At 44.0% G+C, this 22,632-nt stretch carries 17 protein-coding genes; 2 read left to right on the top strand and 15 right to left on the bottom strand.

Annotated elements, in window-relative coordinates:
* Nucleotides 1–114 precede the first annotated feature (114 nt).
* The gene (locus ACQKMP_RS14755) at nucleotides 115–2,421 is read right to left on the bottom strand and encodes a thiamine pyrophosphate-dependent enzyme (RefSeq protein WP_339796259.1); all 2,307 of its coding nucleotides are present in this window, start codon (nucleotides 2,419–2,421) and stop codon (nucleotides 115–117) included.
* 25 nt (nucleotides 2,422–2,446) lie between these two features.
* Nucleotides 2,447–3,457 (bottom strand): 2-oxoacid:acceptor oxidoreductase family protein, encoded by a 1,011-nt coding sequence (locus ACQKMP_RS14750; RefSeq protein WP_427469644.1) that lies wholly within the window; start codon nucleotides 3,455–3,457, stop codon nucleotides 2,447–2,449.
* Nucleotides 3,458–3,779: 322 nt separating this feature from the next.
* On the opposite strand from ACQKMP_RS14750, the gene ACQKMP_RS14745 reads away from it, so the two are divergent.
* Nucleotides 3,780–5,123, top strand: coding sequence for an amino acid permease (locus ACQKMP_RS14745; protein ID WP_042188951.1), 1,344 nt, complete (start codon nucleotides 3,780–3,782; stop codon nucleotides 5,121–5,123).
* A 317-nt stretch (nucleotides 5,124–5,440) separates the two neighbouring features.
* Complete coding sequence (locus ACQKMP_RS14740; protein ID WP_331281383.1) at nucleotides 5,441–5,896, top strand: hypothetical protein; 456 nt, start codon at nucleotides 5,441–5,443, stop codon at nucleotides 5,894–5,896.
* A gap of 225 nt (nucleotides 5,897–6,121) precedes the next feature.
* Here the strand turns inward: ACQKMP_RS14740 and ACQKMP_RS14735 are convergent, their stop codons facing one another.
* The 13 genes from ACQKMP_RS14735 to rhaD all read right to left on the bottom strand — a co-directional run bounded on the left by ACQKMP_RS14735 (nucleotide 6,122) and on the right by rhaD (nucleotide 22,632).
* Nucleotides 6,122–6,811: a DUF6273 domain-containing protein gene (locus ACQKMP_RS14735; RefSeq protein ID WP_427469643.1), complete on the bottom strand. Its 690-nt coding sequence runs from the start codon at nucleotides 6,809–6,811 to the stop codon at nucleotides 6,122–6,124.
* Nucleotides 6,812–6,911: 100 nt separating this feature from the next.
* Complete coding sequence (locus ACQKMP_RS14730) at nucleotides 6,912–8,363, bottom strand: nicotinate phosphoribosyltransferase (RefSeq protein WP_076283476.1); 1,452 nt, start codon at nucleotides 8,361–8,363, stop codon at nucleotides 6,912–6,914.
* A gap of 52 nt (nucleotides 8,364–8,415) precedes the next feature.
* The gene (locus ACQKMP_RS14725; RefSeq protein ID WP_405174306.1) at nucleotides 8,416–8,955 is read right to left on the bottom strand and encodes a cysteine hydrolase family protein; all 540 of its coding nucleotides are present in this window, start codon (nucleotides 8,953–8,955) and stop codon (nucleotides 8,416–8,418) included.
* A 30-nt stretch (nucleotides 8,956–8,985) separates the two neighbouring features.
* Nucleotides 8,986–9,756, bottom strand: a complete 771-nt coding sequence (locus ACQKMP_RS14720; protein ID WP_042128449.1) for an NUDIX domain-containing protein — start codon at nucleotides 9,754–9,756, stop codon at nucleotides 8,986–8,988.
* A 165-nt stretch (nucleotides 9,757–9,921) separates the two neighbouring features.
* Entirely contained in the window at nucleotides 9,922–10,371 is a 450-nt protein-coding gene (locus ACQKMP_RS14715) for a RicAFT regulatory complex protein RicA family protein (protein WP_042188957.1), read from the bottom strand.
* Nucleotides 10,372–10,399: 28 nt separating this feature from the next.
* Complete coding sequence (gene miaB / locus ACQKMP_RS14710; protein WP_042188958.1) at nucleotides 10,400–11,986, bottom strand: tRNA (N6-isopentenyl adenosine(37)-C2)-methylthiotransferase MiaB; 1,587 nt, start codon at nucleotides 11,984–11,986, stop codon at nucleotides 10,400–10,402.
* 403 nt (nucleotides 11,987–12,389) lie between these two features.
* Complete coding sequence (locus ACQKMP_RS14705) at nucleotides 12,390–13,610, bottom strand: VWA domain-containing protein (RefSeq protein ID WP_427469642.1); 1,221 nt, start codon at nucleotides 13,608–13,610, stop codon at nucleotides 12,390–12,392.
* A 2-nt stretch (nucleotides 13,611–13,612) separates the two neighbouring features.
* The gene (locus ACQKMP_RS14700) at nucleotides 13,613–15,952 is read right to left on the bottom strand and encodes a DUF5682 family protein (RefSeq protein WP_427469641.1); all 2,340 of its coding nucleotides are present in this window, start codon (nucleotides 15,950–15,952) and stop codon (nucleotides 13,613–13,615) included.
* Nucleotides 15,952–17,046, bottom strand: coding sequence for an ATP-binding protein (locus ACQKMP_RS14695; RefSeq protein WP_076298824.1), 1,095 nt, complete (start codon nucleotides 17,044–17,046; stop codon nucleotides 15,952–15,954). Before ACQKMP_RS14695 ends, ACQKMP_RS14700 begins: the two co-directional genes overlap by 1 nt.
* A 6-nt stretch (nucleotides 17,047–17,052) precedes the next feature.
* Nucleotides 17,053–18,930: a HEAT repeat domain-containing protein gene (locus tag ACQKMP_RS14690; RefSeq protein ID WP_427469640.1), complete on the bottom strand. Its 1,878-nt coding sequence runs from the start codon at nucleotides 18,928–18,930 to the stop codon at nucleotides 17,053–17,055.
* A gap of 48 nt (nucleotides 18,931–18,978) precedes the next feature.
* A complete protein-coding gene (locus ACQKMP_RS14685; RefSeq protein ID WP_427469639.1) occupies nucleotides 18,979–20,418 on the bottom strand; it encodes an SWIM zinc finger family protein in 1,440 nt (479 codons plus the stop codon).
* A 107-nt stretch (nucleotides 20,419–20,525) separates the two neighbouring features.
* Complete coding sequence (locus ACQKMP_RS14680) at nucleotides 20,526–21,620, bottom strand: NADH:flavin oxidoreductase (protein ID WP_427469638.1); 1,095 nt, start codon at nucleotides 21,618–21,620, stop codon at nucleotides 20,526–20,528.
* A 166-nt stretch (nucleotides 21,621–21,786) separates the two neighbouring features.
* Complete coding sequence (gene rhaD, locus ACQKMP_RS14675) at nucleotides 21,787–22,632, bottom strand: rhamnulose-1-phosphate aldolase (RefSeq protein ID WP_042128469.1); 846 nt, start codon at nucleotides 22,630–22,632, stop codon at nucleotides 21,787–21,789.

Below are 22,632 nucleotides of genomic sequence, written 5' to 3'. Positions count from 1 at the left end.
ACGAAGTATTAGCGATAATTTTGACGTATTTAATGTCAATGACAAATCTGTTCTATAAAGTTAATTAAAAAATAACCCGACAGACTAATCTGCCGGGTTATGAATCATTATATTTTACAAATCAGGATGCTCATGTTTCGCTTTCAGACGATTCCAGCGACGCTCCACTTCTGCCTCGAAGCTGCGTAAAGCCGGCTCATTCTCAGGCTTCAGTAAATGACGGGTTTTGCCCATTGTCTTCAACCAAGCGGAGAGCTCAACGCGTTTGCCCTTATCCTCTGGATTGTACGTAATATTCGTAGAACCGTGCTCCACTTCATATAGAGGGAAGAAGCAAGATTCAACAGCCAGAGAAACGATGTTGGTACCCTCTTTATCCTCAGACATCCAGTTCAGTGGGCATGCGATCAGGATTTTACCGTACACAAGTCCTTCGTTCTGAGCGTACCATTGTGCTTTTGCCGCTTTCTTCACAAGATCCTGCGGGTAAGCTTCGGAACCTGTGAAGACATATGGAATGTTAGTAGCTGCCATGATTTGCGCAGTATCCTTATGCTGTGTAACTTTACCTTGCTGATTCTTACCAATGCTTGATGTAGATGTACGGTGACCCAGTGGTGTGGAATAGGACTGCTGTGCACCTGTGTTCATGTAACCTTCGTTATCGTACTCTACGATAATCATTTTGTGACCGCGTAGTGCAGCTCCAATTGCAGGTCCCATTCCGATGTCCATACCGCCATCACCAGTTACCATTACAAATGTGAAGTCGTCTTGAAGCCCAAGTCCGTCCAATTCACCACGGCGTTTGCGTTCCCAGAACATTTCTACGACACCGGATAAGGTAGCTGCACCATTTTGGAACAGGTTATGAATAAACGTAGATTTATGAGAAGAATATGGATAGCCCGTAGTTGTTACCATCGCACAACCCGTGTGATAAAGCGCTACGATATCCCCTTCAATGCCTTTGAAGAACGTCTCCAGTCCTGAGAAAATTCCACAGCCTGGACAAGCGCCATGACCTGGTGCAAGCCGTTTAGGTTTCTTCGTCAAGCTGCGCAGTGGGGGTATCCGCACACTTAGTTTCCCTGTTGCTTCATCCTGTTTAACCGTAATTAATCCTGTCTTCAGCGAATCAAAGTCCATCGGCTTCAATAAACGCTGTGGCGCTTTGTCCGGTGCACCTGGATTGTGACCATAGTAGTCAAATGGAACATCAACACGGTCTGCAGCAACGGCGTCCAAAGCTAATTGGAAGAATGCATGACCATCTTCTGCGTAGAAGTCCTTACCGCCCAACCCGTAAATACGGCTAATTACCTTTGTAGTAGTGTTACCATAGGTGAACAAAGCTGCCTTGATCTCATTTACCATATTACCGCCGTGACCACCAACGGAATCCGCACGGTCGCCTACGGTGATTGCCTTAACATTTTTTAGCGCTTCAGCCATTTGCTTCTGTGGGAAAGGACGAATCATATTCGGCGAAATTGCACCTGCTTTGATCCCTTGCAAACGAAGCTGATCCACAACATCTTTAATGATCTCTGACGCAGAGTTCATCAAGAATACGGCTACTTCCGCATCTTCCATCCGATACTCTTCGATCATTGGATAGTGGCGTCCAGTCAATTCAGCGAATTCCTTAGCAATTTCTTCGAAGACTTCACCCGCATTATACATCGCTACCGACTGCTGATAACGGTTGTTGATATAATCAGGTTCGTTCATGTAAGGACCTACGGTAACTGGATTATTGCGGTCTAGTGTATCTGTGAAGCCTACCGGTGGTTGTGGGCCAACGAATTTATGAACATCCTCACGGTGAGTAAATGCCTGTACGCGACGTTTCTGGTGAGAAGTAAAATACCCATCTGATGCTACCATTACTGGAAGACGCACTTTGGCGTGCTCAGCAAGCTTAAGTGCCATCAGATTCATATCATAAACGGATTGTGGATCACGGCACATCAGAATCGGCCAGCCCGTATTAAGCGCAAAATACAAATCAGAATGGTCACCATGAATATTAAGCGGACCGGAAATCGAGCGGCAGATCAAATTCATTACCATAGGCATCCGTGTACCAGCTTGTACCGGCAATTGCTCTAGCATGAACATATAACCTTGAGCACTGGTAGCATTAAATACACGTCCACCAGCCGTCGAAGCTCCATAACAGATTCCTGCAGAACTGTGTTCGCCATCTGATGGAATAAGCATAATATCATGCTGACCGTTCGCTTTCATGGTATCAAGAAATTGAGCGACTTCTGTCGATGGGGAGATCGGAAAATAACCCATGACATGATAATTTATTTGATGGGCAGCATAAGCCGCCATTTCATTACCGGATTCATATAGGAATTTCTGCTCTACCTTCGTAGAGCCTACTTCTTTTTCATAATCAATAGCCACGTGTATTCCACCTTTCCTCCGTTAATTAAGCCTCAGTAACAAGATCAAAAATATGCCGGACTGTATGGCTCTCAGCGTAGCCATCTTCCTCGCGTTCGCCAGACAAAGCCGTTGTAGGACAAGCTTCTACGCATTTTAAACAGCCTTTGCAGTATTGATAATCAATGCCTTGCAGGAACATTTGCGGACGTCCCTTCTTATCAGGCTGCTCATCCCAAACAAAACATAAATCAGGACATACCGTATCGCACTGCGCACAATGAATACAATCCTCTAATTTAAAATGAGGCAATAAACCGGATCTTGAAATGCTAAGATTCTTTAAAAAGCTGCTGCCAGGATTCGTAATGGTACCACCAATAGGCTGAGTTTCATAACCTAAGGCCGAAATATCAGACCGAACGAACTCAGGCATAATCGCACCTTCAGGCAAAGGGAAATGCATGAAAGTAACTTCATTAAATCCACGTTCGAAAGTAGTTAGTGCGGATTGAACAGCCTGCGGATATTTTTTGCCAAGTGATTTCTCGATAACACCCATCATAATTTCAGGATCCAAGAAATCACACATCCGGAACAACGCACCTAACATTGCCATGTTTACGCGGTTCTTCTCATCTAATGCGATTGATGTAGCATCAACAACTGCTATAGTTCCTGCCATCATGTTCAGGGAGGACTTCAATTCCTCTGGCGACTTAGCCGAGTTCACTAGCACCGTGCTATGATCATAAATTCCGCTAGTCACGTTGACGGTCTTTGCCAACGCTTCATGGAATATGCCTACGACGTGAGGTCGTTCTACCGGCGAAGTGTCACGAATATGTGTGTTCAAATCACAAAAACGGATATGTGCCTTTACCGCTGATCCCTTTTTCTCAGAACCATAGGAAGAAAAGCTCACTCCATTCATTCCAGCACCGACAACGCCTGCTTCTGCAAGCATTTTACCAGCTAAGTTCGCGCCTAGCCCTCCAATTGATTCCAGACGAATCTCAAAAAATCCGAGTTCGTTCACTTTTGGTAACTGTACCACCGACATAGCCCCTTTCAGAATGTCATCCGTATAATATCCTTATGACTTTTTCAACGATTGTATCTTGATTTTGCAAGTCGCGAAGTGACAAATCTTGCATTTTCCATGTGTTACCTAAGCTTATTTAGCTACTTTTATTTAGCAATAAAATTAAAAATTAAGATGTTAAATTCATCACATTCTTCATGATAAATATCACACTCCAGTGAAAAGTCATGCCTCTTCATAAAAATGTGTGTTATTTTTACTTTTCAACTAGTCCGTTTCAGGATAAACTGATGCTTGGTGTAATTTTTCGAAGACAGCTTAGGAGGCATTAATTGTGAAGTCAAACGAAGCATCATTACAGAAGAAATTGCTTCCTCGGCATATCAGCTTTATGGCGATGGGCGGAGTAATCGGTACGGGGATTTTTAAAGGAAGTTCTGAGACCATAAGCATTGCCGGACCTGCGGTAATTCTTACTTATGTATTAGCAGGCCTGCTACTCTTAGTGGTCATGGGGGCAATAGCCGAAATGGCTACGGTGTACCCGAATAGGAATATGAAGGACTTCATCCGTGAGGCTTTTGGAGAACGACTCTCCTTTATCGTGGGCTGGTTATATTGCTTCATGTGGTTGACCGTTTGTGTAATTGAAGTGCTGGCAGCGGGCAGCTTCTTGCAATACTGGTTACCGGATGTTCCTTTATGGCTGCTCAGTCTTGCAAGTGGAGCTCTAATTATCGGCATCAACATGATGAGTGTAGGTGGTTATGGAGAAACGGAGTTTTGGTTAGCCGGGATCAAAATCGCAATGATCATCATCTTCATTATCTTAGGAAGCTCATTAATTTTTGGACTGTTGCCTATGTCAGAGGCTACGCCTTACTTACACAACTTTACAGACTATGGTGGATTTCTCCCGAGAGGCTGGGCCCCCATTTTCTCTGCCCTTCTTGTCGTCATGTTCTCCTACGGTGGGTCAGAGTTGATTGGGCTAACCTTGACGGAGACACAGGATGCAGAGAAGGTCTTACCTAAGGTTGTCAAAAGCTTCATTCTGCGCGTTATTCTGTTCTATACCTTACCGATCCTAATCATCTGTGGATTAATACCCTGGAATCAACTGAATGAGCATACAAGCCCGTTTGTTCAGGTATTAGCCGCAACAGGACTTAAGGGTGCCGATCACATCATGAACTTTATTCTGATTACAGCGGTGCTCTCTGCTGCCAATTCTGGTATTTATGGCGCCACTCGGATGCTGCATTCTATGGCGTCACAGGGCGAAGCACCACGCAGCTTGGCAAAAACCTCTGCAAAAGGTGTACCCATCAACAGTCTGAAGCTCTGTGCCGTTGTTCTTGTTATTGGTTCCTTGTTAGCGTACTTCGCCCAGGATGGATTGTTCCGTTTGCTAATGGCTGTTCCAGGCTTTGTGGTTATTCTCGTATGGATCAGCATTTGTATGTCACAACTTAAACTAAGAAAATCCTATCCGAAAGAACCAACCTTTAAGGTATGGGGATTTCCTTATATAACCGTTGTTACACTGGTTTGTTTAACTGTTATCGCGGTTTCTTTTCTCTTCGATGTTCAGAACCGTATCAGTATAGGAACATGCCTAGCAGTTCTGTTGATGCTTACGATTTGGTCGTTCTTAAAATTCAAGAAAAAGAATTAAAGGTTCTAGCTCGGACCCATGTATCAAAAAGAGGTGTATCCCTTGTTCTTCACATTCGTGAAGAGAGGGATACGCCTCTTTTAATTGTTGCCGTTCAAAAGGTGCTCGCAGCCACCACCTTGAGCGGCCAACTTCTTCGCCGTCTTTGGTTATGAATCCATCGGACTTTTTCGTTTTGACAAAAAACAAAAAAACGCAGGAACATCACTCTCCCGCGCTTTTTTTTGTATATTCGTTTATCTAACACTAATCATGACTCCTTTACATACAATGACTCGTGACAAATGACTATTGTAATTAATAATGGAGGGAACAGAATGTCTATGTATAATAATTCTACTATGATTTATCCCAATAGGATGAGGAATACAACTGTTGACGATAGAGAAATGGTGATGCCTCATCCTGTCGTAGTGGAGGCAAGACAAATTGCTTTGAATCAAATTTTAGTTACTTACGATCAACCTGCGGATTTAGCATCTGCAACAAATATTTCGAATTATTGGATAAGAAGTAATATGCCAAATCCAAATGACATAGCTAGTGTAGGAATGGGAGAGGCCCTTACTAGAGAGAATACAATTCGTGCTGATAAGGGTATGATAGCTGCAATTGATAATTCAAAAATGAGATTTGTTATGACCTTCAATACAAATGCTACTATGGGTGTTCTGTATATCTTGCTCCCTTGTTTTGTTAATTTAGAGGGGAGATCAGGGTACACAGGGGCAAACTGGGGGCCGTTTAGTAGAAATATGTTTATCGGACTGTAGTTATAATAATGGGATGTGTAATTTTGCAGGCACCAAGAAGTCGATCTTTGGAAATCGAGAATCTCTTTTTAAATTGCAAGCTTTAGATGTTTAATAATTGAGATACAAGATCTTCCAGTGTGTATTAACAATACTTAATAAAAAGAGGTGTATCCCTTGTTCTTCACATTCGTGAAGAGAGGGATACGCCTCTTTTTAATTATTGCCACTCAAAACCGATTGTCTTTATCGTGGAAGATTAATTACCATAGCGGGACGGACGCCGTCACGGGCTACACTGACATTCGCATAGCTGCGAATACTGTAACTCGGTCCGACAAAAAACGCACGTGAAGGTTTGTTTCCCTGTGTTCGCAGCCACCACCAAGAGCAGCCAACTTCTTCGCCGTCTTTGATTATATAGTTATCTTTATCCGTTTTATCATATACGTATAAGCTGCATCCATCATACTTTTTCATTTTAGCAAATTCCGTGCCAACCGCACGCCGTAGCTCTTTGCCGTGTACCTCTGAGAATGCCTTTATTTCATCAACGCTAAGCAAAAAAACATTGTCCTCTGTATCTGGGGTACCCTCTCCGTTATCTGAGCAACGGGTCGTCTTTATTAATTCCTTCTCGGCAGCATTGAATGCACTGTTATAGAATTCATCGTTCAGCCACTCACGCAAATCACAGTCGTGCCACGTAATATCCACGCAATCACGCCATTTAATATCTGCGCTCTTGCCGTGATACCTCTTGCATTCCAAAATGTACTCGCTCAAAACGAACAGTTCGCTACCTGAGTTATGGAGAACACGCCATTCAATCGGCAGCGCTTTACCATCCTTCGATTGTGAATACGTGCCGAAAGTAATGATTTCACCTGGCTTAACGTTCCTGTTCGGCGCTAAAGCAAGCTTCCCCTTTTCCATTAAGTTCTCCTCCTTATTTACAAGCCTCCGAAAAAACAAAAAAACGCGGGTATATCACTCTCCCGCGTTAACACTGTTGACAGAATTAATCCTGCAAAATCTATTCAATATCCGGTCGTATATGCTCAGCGATTAACTGCTGCTTGCTAGTCCAGACCTTTTCACTTAAATTCACCCGATATACTTCGGGATTCAGCTTACGTTGATACTCCGGCCAGAATAGGTCCTTTTGCTCCCGATGATAACGGCGAACCTCATTCAAATCCGGCAAAGTATACACTTGAAATCCGTTAACGTATATCGGTTCTAGCATAGGCAATGCCTCATAACGCTCGACATACTTATGCATGTATGGATGCAGCGGATTAAACAGCTTCAACCGCGCACCGTTACGTGGAGCTTCCTCTTCTGGAAAGCAGATATAATCCGCAAGCGCTTTGCCATTTTTACCGATGATCCGGAATACGTCCTTCTTGCCAGGCGTGGATACTTTTTCAGGATTGGAGGAAATCTTGATCGTCGGGATCATTTCTCCAGTAGCGGATTCAATTTCCACCAGCTTGTAGACGCCACCCAGAGAGGGTTGGTCAGAGGCGGTGATTAGTTGTGTACCCACACCCCAAGTATCAATTGCTGCGCCTTGCAGCTTCAGATCCATGATCGTGTTCTCATCCAAATCGTTGGAAGCGACTATCTTCACATAATCCAGGCCAGCATCATCCAACATCTTACGCGCTTGACGAGATAGATAAGCCAAGTCACCGCTATCCAAACGGATACCGACCATTTTTTTACCTTGTGCCTCAAGCTTCTTGGCTGTATTGATTGCATTAGGCACCCCACTACGGAGTGTATCGAAGGTGTCGACCAATAGCGTAACTTCGTCCGGCATCACCTTAGCATAGGCATCAAAAGCCTCCTGCTCGCTGCCAAAGCTCTGAACCCAGGAATGTGCATGTGTTCCCTTGGTCGGAATACTAAACATTTTGCCTGCGAGCATGTTAGAAGTAGCATCAAAGCCGCCAATATAAGCTGCTCTAGCCCCCCACACCGCTGCATCTGCTTCTTGCGCACGCCGGGTACCAAACTCCAGCAAGATGTCATTCGGAGCCACCTGCTTAATTCGTGAAGCCTTAGTAGCGATCAACGTCTGGTAGTTCATGAAGTTCAGAATGGCTGTCTCCACCAGCTGAGCCTCCATAATTGTCCCTTCCACACGGATTAATGGCTCATCTGGAAAAATCAAAGCGCCTTCTTTCATCGAATGAACGGTTCCCTGAAAATGAAACTGCAACAGTTCCTCCAAAAAAGCGGGAGCATAGTTTTCTTCTTGCTCAGACAAATAACGGATATCATCTTCGGTAAACCGTAAACCGCCGATATAACCAACAATACGCTCTAAACCTGCGAACACAGCATAGCCGTTACCGAAAGGTAGCTTCCGGAAATAAGCCTCAAATACAGCCTTCCGTTTATGAGTTCCATTCACCCAGTGAGCGTACATCATATTGATCTGATATTTATCAGTATGTAGCGCAAGTTCTCTTCTCAAGTCCTCATCTCCTAATATCTACGCTGCTATATGTGTATGTTCTGTTCTAGTATTATGCCTTAACAACGTCTGCTCCTAAACTTCCCCGGAAATGTTCTAACGCCCAAGTATGTCCATTTGGATTAAAGCTGGCAACTGCATCTTCGTGCACAATAATTGCAAACCCTTTGTTATATGCATCCACTGCTGTGTGCAGTACACAAATATCGGTGCAGACCCCAATTAAATGAAGTTCAGTAATGCCACGCTCCCGCAGCTTTATTTCCAGATCAGTTCCACTAAAAGCGCTATAACGCGTTTTGTCCATCCAATAGATGGAATCGCGGTTGTGTTCATACACAGATTTCAAACTTCCGAACAACTCACGTCCTTCACTCCCGCTTATATTATGAGGAGGAAAAAGTTTGCTCTCCGGATGGTAAGGGTCATTCTCTTCATGTAAATCCACGGCCATAACGACATAATCGCCACTTTGGACAAACTCCGACGTTAATTGGCTGATTCTAGGCTCGATATCTACGGCTGGCTGACCAACCGGCAGATTTCCGTTAACAAAATCATTCGTAAAGTCGATCACTATTAGTGCTTTCATGAGATTAATCCCCTCTCCTGATTTAAGCCACTACGTGTAGATGGATAACAAAGGCTCATGATCTGTGAACATATAGAGCTGTGCGGGACGCTGGGAGTATTGATTTGAACTAAGCGCATTTCCCTCTTCATCTCTTACTTCTTTTAATATACCCTGACGACTACGTGTTGAAGTGATTTTACGAATAAAATTCGGTTCCTTAAATTCCGGCACTACCGTTTGAATGACTTGATAGAGCTCACTAAGGGTAAAATGTCTAGGTAAAAACTGTCTTGCAATCGTAGTCTGAAGCATTTGTTGTTGAATACGCAAGTATGCATCCTTGATGATATCATGGTGGTCAAAAGCGAGCTCCAGCTCTTCAAGTGCTTCCTGCAATGTAAATAAACCTACCTCGCCAGCATCATCCGAAGCTTGTCTTTGCTCCAACATCCATTCTTCTACAAGGGCAAAAAAAGCATGACTGATAATCCATCCGCGAGGGTCGCGGCCTGGTGTACTGTAAACGCCCAGATATTCCAAATGACCACCATCTACACCAGTCTCTTCTTTGAGTTCACGTGTAGCCGCAGCATAAATGGACTCATCCTCCTGACAGAATCCGCCTGGGAGAGCCCACATTCCAGCACATGGCCATTTCTTTCGTCTAATTAACATTACCTTAAGCTCACGTAAGGGAAGCGTCTTCGTGACCGTCTTACGTTCGCGTTTGGTCAGTGTAAACATTACGATGTCGGCCGGAACTCCGTCCGGTGTACGATATTTTTTGGCGTTATAGGTTTGTTCCCCATTTTCGCTCATATTTGCCCCATCCTTTTCCGAAGCTATAATTTTACTAATTCGTATCTTTAAATGTACCAAACCTTAACTTCTAAAATCAACAACTGGACATAGAAAGATTAGGATTATGTATAGTGTGAAACTTAAAGGGGCGGATCTGCATCCGCCCCCTAAACTGAGTGTGGGTTATCCGCATGTGGTCGGAGGCGCCTCGGTGCCGGCTTCCACATTTATTTTTTCCGAAACGGTATCTCTAATCACGGAAATGACAAGCTGGAGTAGATAATTGATGTCACTCTGGCTCTGCTGAAATTCGTTCACGACTGGAATGCCGTCAATTTCATCCTGCAACACTTCAATTTCACGCTCGATCTTGGCTACCATATCTTTATTTTTAAAGCTTTCGAAGGCAACAATCTCCTTCTGCTTTTTCTTAATCGTTGCAATCAGGCCTTGTACACGCTCGTGGTTCAGGATTTTTTGCTCAGCCTGCTGAAAATGCTTTACTTCTTCACTTGTCGAGATCAATGTAGCCAGTTCTTTGGCTTTACCCATAATATCCTCGCGTACGATCAAGTCACGGGTATTATAAGTCTTCATTCCATATTTATTCAAACGTTGTTCCTCTGTACTCACAAGCCATCTCCCCATTCGTATGTGATGATTAATGAACAGCAGCAGCTTCTGCCACAATATCCCCTTTGATGTACCATGTTTTGGTATCTGTAATTCTCACTTTTACAAATGTGCCAATAAGCTCCTTCGACCCTTCAAAATGGACCAGCTTGTTCGCACGGGAACGGCCAGAAAGGACTTCCGAGTTATTCTTACTCTCGCCTTCTACCAGTACCTCGACGACTTCACCTAGCATACGGTCATTAATGATCCGACTATTCTCTTTAATGAGATCATTGAGTCTTTGCAGACGTTCGCTCTTCACTGACATCGGTACATTGTCCTCCATAGCAGCTGCAGGGGTACCTTCACGAGGTGAATAAATGAACGTATATGCCATATCATACCCAACCTCGCGCACTAGCGAAAGAGTATCTTCGAATTGCTCATCCGTCTCACCAGGGAAACCAACGATAATATCGGTACTTAATACCGCATTAGGCACACTTATCTTGATCTTACGAACTAACTCCAGATAAGCTTCACGAGTATATTTGCGACTCATTTTCTTAAGTACGGCAGTACTTCCCGATTGAACCGGTAGATGGATATGCTCCACCAGGTTGCCGCCTTTGCCGAGTACTTCAATCAATTTATCGTCAAAATCACGTGGATGCGATGTCATAAAGCGGATGCGCGGAATATCAATTAAACGCATATCATCCATTAGGTCACCAAAGGTGTAATCGATGTCTGTAAAATCCTTACCGTATGCGTTTACGTTCTGCCCCAGCAAAGTCACTTCCTTGAATCCTTGACGCGCGAGCTCTCTTACTTCAGCAATAACGTCCTCCGGACGGCGGCTGCGTTCTTTTCCTCGTGTAAAAGGTACGATACAGTACGTACAGAACTTATCACAGCCATACATAATGTTTACCCAAGCCCGCATGCCTTCACGTTTTTTCGGTAAGTTCTCAATAATATCGCCCTCTTTAGACCATACCTCCACCACAAGCTCTTTACTGAATACAGCTTCTTTAATGAGGTGTGGCAGACGGTGAATATTATGCGTACCGAAGATCATATCCACGAATCCATGCTTAGACATAATTCGATTAACTACGCCTTCCTCCTGCGACATGCAGCCACACACGCCCAGCAAAAGACCTGGCTTCTCAATCTTCAAGTTCTTAAGGTGACCAAGCTCTCCAAACACCTTATCCTCGGCATTCTCGCGAATCGCACAAGTATTGAGCAGAATGAGATCCGCATGATTCCGATCATCGACGCTTTTGTAGCCCATCTGTTCCAACAGGCCCTTCATCGTTTCCGTGTCATGCTCATTCATTTGGCAGCCATAAGTCGTTATATGATAATATTTGTCTACTCCGAAATTCTGCATCTCTTCAGGAATCTCGAAATCATAATGCACTTCTATTTCTTCCTTGCCACGCCGTTTTCCTTCTTTATAATCAGGCTGGCTATTAATTTGAACGTTTCTTCCTTTAATCCGATAAGTAATCTTACCTTCTTCTTCACTAATTACCTTCGCATCGCTAAAATCAAAATATTTCGAATAATCTTTCGAACCCTTGCCGGATTTTAAGTCCGGTGAGTTATGGTTCCCCTTAGTCATGCTGTTTTCACGTCCTCTATCTCAAATGTAGCTTATTGATGTTTTAACCTAATATAAAATTATAGCACATTCTATAACATTACATCCATCTTAGATGTCCATCCCAATATGCAGTGATTTAGGTTTATCAAGTAAAAACTTAACTTGCGTATTTTTTTAAAAAATCAGGTCTATTTTACCACAGCGTGAGAGCAGAGCATACTCTCAAAGAAAATTTTAATAGGTCAGGATAATAGCGCTTCTAAAGACTTCCATAAAAAAAATACCCTGCCGACGAGCGACAGGGCCAAAATATATTCTATAAAGGGGGGTATGATATTTATATACGCCACAAAAACTGTAATGAATCACAGTTCTTGTCTGAATATCACTTTTTATGAAACTTGTAATAGGACGACTCTTGTTATATCCCTTTTGTCCCAAGTTTTTTTGCTAATTCAGTAAGATCTTGTCCTTTTAGTGCACCTTCTACTAACTGTGGCAGCAGTGCAGGTGTACACGCAAAACAGGGCGTTCCATCGCGAGTCAAAGATCTCGCCACATGCTCATCATAGAAAGGTTTGCCTTCATCAGATAAAGCCAGCAAGCACATCGTTCTAACTCCAGATTCCTTCAGATGACGCATACGACGGATTAAGCCTGCCTGGTTCCCACCTTCATAAAGATCCGAAATAACGATAAATAATGTCTTCTTCGGTTGATCGATAAACTGTTCGCAATAAGCAACAGACTTTTGTATATCTGTACCGCCACCTAACTGAATCCCGAATAACATGTCAACAGGATCGTTCGCACATTGCTCTGTCAGATCAACGACCTCTGTATCAAATACAACTACTCGGGTACTTAGCGATGGGATGCTTGCAAAAATAGAACCAACTACTGAAGCCCAAATAATTGATTCTGCCATAGAACCACTCTGATCGATATCCACAATGACTGTCCATTCCTTACTTCGTCTTGCCCGATCATAAAAGTAGAATCTCTCAGGGATAATCTGTTGTCGCTCTGCATCATAATGCTTCAGATTGCGTTTTATCGTCCGTGTCCAGTCTATACCACTAAGTGACGGTAATGGAGAATGCTCTCTGCGATTCAGTGCACCCGTCACCGCCCGACGCAGATCTTCCTCCATACGCTTTACAAGATCATCCACAACCGCCTTCACTAACAGGCGAGCCGTATCTTTTGTCTTCTCAGGAATTTTCCCTTTTAGCGAAAGTAGTGTACCTACTAGCTGTATATCAGGCTTCACTGTTGCCAGAACTTCCGGCTCAAACAATAATTGCTTCCAGCCCTTCCGCTCCATCGCATCATGTTGAATAACCGATACGATATCCTCTGGGAAGAAATTGCGAACATCTCCTAACCATTTTGCCAACCGGGGTGCAGATTTACCTGATCCCGCTCCTCTTTGTCCTGTAGCCGAAGAGTTAGCAGCACCACTATTTACGATATCGCTCGTCTCATCATAGATAGCAGACAGTGCTTGGTCCATGATGAGTTCATCTTCAGACAGGTGAATACTTGCGTTTCCGCTAGAAACCGTCAATTGCTCTTCTGCAGACTGACCAAGAATAAGGCGCCACCGAGCTACAACACTTGAATCCACGGATGTACTCATCGTCATATATCTCCAAAGTCAAATTCATTCAAATCCTCAATCATCTTCGCTTCGGCCTCCTTCAGCTCACCCGTCAGAATCTCAGCAGCCTGCTCGGTATTCACGCCCCACAACTCCCCTAGAAGTTCGGCAATCATCGTCTTTTCTCTTCGTTCAAAGGTGCTGAAAGCACGCCGTAAAAATACTAATGCACGTACAAATTCTTCATCATCTAATGAATTAATATACTCATTCAATTGTTCCCACAGACTTAATCGAGACAACAGTACATATCGATTACGCATAGACATCCCTTCGAACCAGCCTGCTCCAAGTTCTGCGGGTATACCTGGCGACAGACGCCTCGATACTTCTTCTGAACATTGCTGTGCAGTCATCGCATTACGCTCCAATAAAATGGAACACGCCACTCCAGATAAACGCGGATTGCAGTCATCCCTCTCTGACAAGTGTTTCAGCTCTTGTATCCACAACAGCTCATCTAATTCCTCACTATGCGCAATAGCTGCCTGATTCAGTATGTTCATAGCTTTAAGCATCTCACCTGAAGCCTCATCGTTACATTGGCTCGCATCCAGCAAGAACAGACAGGCTCGTCTGAACAGTTGTTCAAGCAAAGGAATGAGCGGCTTGGTATCAATCCGTCGAACATCGCCATATTGAATCAGAAGAGATAACTCATGAATGGAAGCAGCAATCTGCACCACATCTCGAGTATCAACAGCTAGACGCTGAAGCGTCTGCCGTCCCGCTTCCATCTGGTGTATCATTCCACACTCATAAGCCGTTCGAATAAGTGCTGACGCTTCCGCAATGGTACTGCTGCCATCTAATTTTTGTTGCAATACATAAGCTGAAGCAATCTCAATTGTTTCCCCAAGTAGCGTAGATTCAACGACCTGGATCTCAACTTCAGGAGACCACTTCATTACCCAATGCTCTGCCCACGTTGCGCCAGTCTGACCACTTGCTCTTATATTCACTAGATCGATCCCAAGTAATCTGAGCCTATGAAAAAGAAAGGAACGATTTAAGTCTAAATAAGCTGCTTCCTCAGAAGACACTCTTCGGTTCTCTCGGAGATCTAGTTCAAGATCATTTGCCACTGGGGTTTTATATTTCTCAAGCTTCAAGCGCTTTAATTGCCGATTCAGATCATCTTGAATCGGCGTCTGACTAATCCCCTCTGCCAACTCACCAATAGCAGTACCGATATCTGTACGAGCAAGCGCTTCTGCGATCACACTTAGCTCTCCACGCCCCAGTAAAGTCAGCGCAGCATCTCTTAGATCTCTTAACGTCGGAGCACTTCCACCGTGAAGGGCAGCTAATGATTCAGCTAAGCGAACGGCTTCGATAATTTCCGCTGTGGAACGGTGTGTCCCTGTATTACGCAAGTATCTGGCTACGGTAGACAGATAATGATTCGGCAAGTCTTCAAGTGAGCCATTCATCATACGTTCCCACATCATTTGATAATAATGAGGAGCGAGGTTACCTGCTCCGTAGCCAGACAAAGAAGATAACTTATAGTACGTGTAGGGCATAAGTGTTAGCTTCGAATTTAGAGAAGGAAGAGCATCTATTTCCTCATCTGACATACCAGATGCCAGATCAGCAAGCGCCGCTGCATGGTATGCTCCACATACAACAACGATCTTATTTGGTTGATGGCCAGCAGCGATTGTATCCTGAATCTGACGACGCATATAAGCTTCACGTATAGTATTGTGTGCATATTCTATTACGTTGTTATGTCTCTCATTTTCTTCAGAAATCTGACGCATTTGGGATGAGAAGGAAATAATTGCTTCCTGATATGCACCTTTGTTAGTGTTGTGTTCGAAATTGCGCTCCCAATACATATCATAATCAAGCTCACCAGCCAGCTCAGCTACTCTATCATATAGAGATGCTTCTTCAGCAGCCTTCTCAACCGTATTGTTAACTTCAGATTCATCGCTCTGTTCAACAGAATCTCTACTTTTGGTTCGTATATCCTGTAACGCGATGACCACTGATGAAGGTAAATCTATAAAAGCTGTATATGCCCCTTGCTGCTCCGCCCATCTCATCGCTTGATATTCGGGGGAATATAGCGCAAGCGGCCAAAGGGCTGTACGCACAGGAACTTCCTCCGTAAAAGCTAGAATGGCAATAGGAGGTTTGGTTGTCATGTTGATGACATGGCGAATCTCAGGTGTGGCATCCGATGGACCCTCAATTAACACAGCTGTGGGCTCTATTTCATGAAGGAAGCTCAATAGATGCTGCGCACCACCAGGAGACAAATGCCGCACCCCAAAAATATGCACGCCAGCTCCAGTAGTTTCGCTCTCCACTAGTTCATCTCCTTACAAGCTGTATATAACCCCCGCCAATCTGCGCCACGTTTTTTCATAATATTGTCGAGATACTCTCTCCAGACAAGTTGATCCTTATCATCATCTTTCACAATGGCACCTTGCAGCCCTGCGGCCAGATCTTCGTCCGTCAGTTCTCCATTACCGAAGCTTGCAGCCAGCGCCATACTATTCGTTAAGAGCGAGATCGCTTCAGCTGTGGAAATCACACCTGCTGGAGACTTCACCTTCTCCTTCTTATCCAATGTCATCCCGCTACGCAACTCACGGAAGATGGTCACGACCTTATGTAAAGCTTCGTCTGCAGGGAGCGCCGCTTGCAAATCGTAGGAAGAGGCAATTTCACGAACTCGTTTCTTCACAATCTCAACTTCAGTATACAAATCCGCAGGGGCTGGAAGGACGATAATATTAAACCGTCGCTTCAAGGCAGTTGACATGTCATTTACACCACGGTCTCTCGTATTAGCTGTTGCAATGATCGAGAAGCCTTTGCGCGCACTCATCTCCTTACCTAGCTCAGGAACGGATATCGTCTTCTCCGATAAGATGGATATCAACGCATCCTGTACCTCAGATGCACAACGAGATATTTCCTCAAAACGTGCAATGCCCCCATCCTCCATCGCTCGCATAATGGGGCTCTTCACTAGCGCTTCCGGCGTAGGGCCTTGTGCAAGCAGCATTGCGTAGTTCCACGAATAGCGCACCTGCTCTTCACTCGTACCTGCAGTACCTTGTACGACAAGTCCTGATTGTCCATATATAGCAGCTGATAAATTCTCAGATAACCATGACTTTGCTGTACCCGGCTCACCGATTAATAGCAGTGCACGATCAGTTACCAGCGTGGCTATCGCCATCTCTATTAATCGTTTGTTACCAATGTACTTAGGTGTAATCTCGGTACTCCCTGCTTTACCGCCAACGATAAACTTCAGTACTGATTGGGGCGACATCTGCCATCCTGCTGGAACCTTACCAGTGTCCGCTTTACGAAGCGCTTCCAACTCATGCTCATACAGTCTTTCTGCTGGAAGCCTCATAATATCTTGTAATAGTTCTTGACTCATCGTTAGCTACACCTCTTCATTTGGGTTTGATGGTCCTTGCATGAGACGAATGACATACTCAAGTTGTTCTTCTGCAACCTCACTAAATCGAGGTAGAACAGTTATTATTCGACTCGCAAAACTCGCTGGAAGCTGACATAGCTGTTCAAATGTATACGGTTCAATTAATCGACATTCTGTATTTCTATCATCTTCCAAAGCCACTAGGAGAGCTTCTTGCAAATGTTGTTTATTTATCCCTGTACGTGCTAAGCCCATCAAGAGAATATTGGAAAACCGATGGCGGAATTCAGGATTATCGGTCAATTTACGAAGCAAATACTGCATTGCTTCGGCATGTCCCGGCCTTGCAAAGGCACTTACCAGTTCGTATTGATCCAGTTCTATAAAAGCGTCAAGCCACCGTGAATCCCATTGAACAGCCAGTACCTCGGGCGGCTGCATTACGACCTTATACATATATTGAATCTGGTCTACAGGTGAATTCCAAACTGCATCATAAGTTCCATGATATCGTTGAACTACAACTTCAGATATGGTGCGCAGCAGTTGCTGCGCCATTGAAGAAGCATTGCTAGTTGAAGATGGCGCATAATGCTTTAGAACTTCAACATATTGTTCATACACACGCTCTGGTGACAAGTAGAGATACGCATCTTTAAAAACATCATTCACATATCTTCTATTGTTTCTATAGTAGACAAGATCACGCTCAAGTGTTTGCTGTAATATACGTCTCGCTTCGATAGAATCTATCTGTCTAAAATAGGAGTTTGCTTCCTCGATCAATGAATTCCACTTTAGCTGATTCATATATAATGGATACTGCTCGAGAACATTAAAATATAGTTTCTCTAGTTCAGGACTGCGTTTGTAAGATAAAACCCGAAGATACTGGACTACCTTATTCCATAATCCGTCTTTCTTCTTCGTATCGCCCATAATCTCTGAGACAGTTTGAAGCATATCTGATAACTCTACAACAAGTCGTTTTGTGAGCTCTTGGGCTTGACATTGTCTCAATGCAGGAACTACAAGTTCACTATCTTTTCCCGTAAATGCCTCATGCAGCCGGTTCACCGCATTTACCGAGTCGCTCTTAGCCAGCGCATTATAGGCAGCTTCGCGAATCTTTTTCTTCTTATCTGTACTCCAAGCCAGTAATTCGATTTCATATTGTCCCTGACCTGCGAGCAGAGAAATAGCCATGGCTCGAACATCTTCTGATCCTGAATCTGCAGCTTGATAGATCAGATCCTTAACGCTATCACCACCTAATACTGCGATCACGTACAGCTTTCTCGTCTCTACTATTCCTCCAGCAGGATCAAATTGATCGATAAGGATCGGAATAATCTGAGGCCCATAAGCTGGCAGGATCTGCTTCATTACAAGCTCGGCGATCTCAACATATGGATCTTGGAGGGCTGCTAACGCGGGATGAATCATTCGAAGATCTTGAAACAGTCCTGTCTCAAAAGCTTCCTTGATAATCTCATATCGTCCTCCCCCGCGAGTCTTTAATGCCGTCTGTACCGCTGACAGCTTACGATATGAGAACCGAGTAGGCAATCTCACCGGATGGACTTCCACCTCAAGCAGTTCACCATCAGGCGAAGTCGCCCCCTGTGTATATAGCACCGAGCTAAGCAGCACACTGAGCTCCTGTAGGTTCTGAGCAGAGGAAGATCCCTCGGAATGATCTGGTTCAATGACCGCAACGATTCCCTCTCCTAACCTTTTGAATATGGGAGCACGTTCACCTAACTGTTGAAACTGTGGCAATAGCCGCTTTAAGCGGAAATCCTCAGCAGCGAGCTCACTTCCAGCTATATACAGCCGGTTTACTTCTTGATGAAGCTCTTGTAGTAAAGCTGTACTCATGGATATTCCTCCCAAAGTTTATGTGAAACTTATGCTTTCTTAATTTTTTTAATATAAGAGACGGATCATCTCCATCCCTTTGATAAGGGTTAACGGTTGTGCTTTCAATCGTCCTGTATCGAGTTGATGTTCAAACATAAGCAGCATCGTAGTATCCGATAATTCTTCGAGTGTAAAGTATTGTAACAGTGCAAGTGTATCCTGCTCGAGTGCTACTATTTGGTCTAACACCAAATGCTGGCCCGATTCGTCCGTAATGACGAACTGATCTTGCTGCGATTTGCTAATCTTATTCACATGCTGCAGCAACACAGGATTCTTGTCCGCTAGCGGATTCTTCAACTGATTTTTTATCTGCTTGAAGCAGTCGGAATAAGAATGAACTGCCTTAGAAACGATCCACTCTACATCCTGATTAGTCAGAGGCCGTGTTGACATATTCTCGAAACGAACTCTCCGGTTCCGGTCACCAGGATAACGATAGAAGGAAGGAATAAGTGCAACATCAGTGAAGCTATCTTCTTCATGAATATATTTAGCTGCTTTATAAGGACGATATTGGAGCGTACGATGTATATCACCTGTAGATTTTTCTATCCAGTAGCCGAGGTCTACATATTCCTGTCTGGCTTCATCATCATAGCTGAGGAATGAAAGCTGGATCAGCTCTACATCCGAACTCATCAGACCGCATTCCTTAAGCTCCGTTAGCTGCCAAGCATGACCAAGCCATTCTTCAATCGTAGATTCATGATTCAAAGACATATCCGGATCTTCCAGCTTCAAAGTTAAATGAGCGCGCCCTTTCTTAATGAACGCATGAATTCGGGTTAGCTGCTCTATTGCTAATGAATAAGTTTTCTCACGATTGTCAGAAGAAGAGAGCAATAAAGCTAATCGTCTTAATTCAATTTGTGCACCAGTTAAATAATAATTGCCCATCATCTTCACGTGCACCTGAATATCCTTTACACCTTTGGCGTCTATTGTTCCAAGTCCTGCACGTATAAGCGATTGGGTCAATTTCTCCAGTACAGCCAAGCCCTCCAGTTGAGCTCCAATCTTTTTCTTAAGTGCGGACTTGTTCACTTTCTTGGGCTTAACATTAGCCCCTTCCGCAGCAAGCTCCGATTTTCGTTCTTCACGCTTACTCATCTTTTCTCGTTTAACAGCAAGATCTTCAGGTATCGTTGCAGATACGAAAGTCTCCTTGCCTACATAGGCATATAGCAATCCGAGGACATGCTTGCAAGGAATCTGCCTACTTGGACAAGTACAACGCATCACCGGTTTGTCAGAAACAACAAAATCAGCAGAAGGATAATAGTTGCTGCTGCCGCTACCACCACATTCACCAAACAGAACCACTCCGTCTTCAGACTTATTCAATTGGACGAATCGTCTCTTCTTAACTAGTCCTTGCCCGTTCTTAATTGCTGCACTGTTCGGTGCTAGAGTATCTATGAAGACTTCTGTGATATCTATCAACCCATATCCTCCTTACCTATTACGCTTTTTAATATCTATGATAATATTAGCCCTTAATGAAAATTATTCTAAATTCAGAGCTGTCCATAACTCGCTTTTCTGTCCCTTTAGTATAGAGTTTTTGTCGATTCAGGCGTGAATGGAATAATCTCGTCTATTGCTCCACTTTGAACTTTGGCAGGCCAAGCCGGATCGCTAATTAATGCTCTGCCCACAGCAACCAAATCAAATTCCTCACGGTCCATTCTTTCTAGTAATTCATTAATGTTATCTTCTTTCTTCTGCGCTGAGTCTTCTGCAAAAAAATCACTGTTAAGACCGATAGAACCCACCGTAATTGATGGTTTCCCCGTGATTTTCTTGGTCCACCCTGCGAGATTAAGCTCAGATCCCTCAAATTCAGGTTGGCTGAAGCGACGAGTGGAGCAGTGGAAAATATCAACGCCAGCATCGCTAAGTGGAGTAAGGAATCTTTCGAGCTCATCTGCATTTTTTGCCAACTTCTCATCATAGGCACCCAATTTCCATTGAGAGAAGCGTAGCACGATCGGAAAATCTGGCCCAACCGCTTTACGGCAAGCTTCAATAACCTCTACTGCAAATGTAGTTCTACCAACCAAATCGCCACCGTAACGATCGGTACGTTTGTTCGTTCCTTCCCAGAAGAACTGGTCTATCAGATAACCATGTGCACCATGAATCTCGATACCATCAAAACCCACTTTTTTCGCGTTCGCTGCTGCTTGAGCAAATGCTGAAACTAAGCTTTCAACTTCAGCTGTAGTAAGTGGCTCTGTCACAGGTTCTCCTGCTAAATTCAGACCAGAAGGGCCAATAGGAAGGGCTTCAACATTTGGACCTTCCCCTATAGTTCGCGCCATTCCCACATGCCATAATTGGGGTATGATCTTACCTCCAGCTGCGTGAACTTCTTCTACTACCTGCTTCCAGCCCTCTAAAGCTGCTTCTTCATGTATATTGGGAATATTGGCGTGGCTGACTGCCGAAGGATGATTAATAGCTGTACCCTCGGTAACGATCAATCCTACTCCACCTTCTGCCCGTCTACGGTAATATGCGGCAACATTACTTCCTGGTACACCATCCGGTGAGTATACCCGAGTCATCGGCGCCATGACGATTCGGTTTGACAGCGAAAGATTCCCCACTTGAATAGGTGAAAATAATAGCTCAGTGTTCATACATATTACCTCCAATTGATTATTTGATTACTTTAAGTAAGGCTAATTATCTCCCCAGAAGATGGAAAATGCAAATTTTTAAGTTCTTTGTGTAAGAAAAAATCATAAAAAAAACCGGACCTCGCAAAATCTGCGAACGCCCGGTTTTCATCCCATTACGAACTTTTTAAACCTCAAGAATACCAGCTTTTGGAGTTACTCCAAACGCCTTAGCTAAATCCCACAGTTGCTGATCCGTGATCTTTTGCTTAATTTCTCTTCCGCCAATCAAGTTGTAGATCGTAGCAGCCTTTTCTACAGTCTCAACTAGACCAAAGGTGGCATCCATAGTGGAGCCAGTGCCAAAAATCCCGTGCTGCGGCCAGATGACCAGGCGGTGATCCTTCATTTTCTTCGCGGTTTCACGGCCGATTTCACTGCTGCCAGGAACAATCCATGGAATGACACTAACGCCATCCGGGAAAACAACAAGGCACTCTGTGCACATTTCCCAAAGCGTCTTCGTAAACTTCAATTCATCTAAATCATGCGTGAAGGTCATCGCGATAACATTCGTAGCATGTGTATGCAGTACGATACGGTGCGTAGGGTCCACCTTCAGTCGCTCAATATGGCTCATGAAATGGGAAGCCAATTCACTAGTAGGTACAGCGCCGTTCCGTAATCCCCATAACACTTCCACGCTTTCACCATTCGCACTTACACGAAGCACACCGAGATTGGCTTCCGGATCTTTGATCACATTTCTGAAATACTTGCCAGAACCTGTCACGATGAAGTATTTGCCGGCTAATTCTTTTACAGGGAAGGTAAGTTTAATGGTGCGTAGTGGCTCTAGAACGTTAATATATTTAGCAACCTCATTCTCATCCAGCAGATAGCTGACATTACCGCCATTCAGCTCATCCCAGCCAAGCTCCCACATATGACGGGTAATCTCTGACATTTCCTGAATAAATGGAGCCTCACTACTGGCAATATACCCTTTGGATTCTAATACAGATGTACTCAT

This window comes from Paenibacillus sp. NPDC101420, from assembly GCF_050277435.1.
Classification (GTDB): domain Bacteria; phylum Bacillota; class Bacilli; order Paenibacillales; family Paenibacillaceae; genus Paenibacillus_AQ.
The sequence above is the reverse complement of the archived record's forward strand: the minus strand, read 5'-3'. Positions and strand labels throughout refer to the sequence as shown.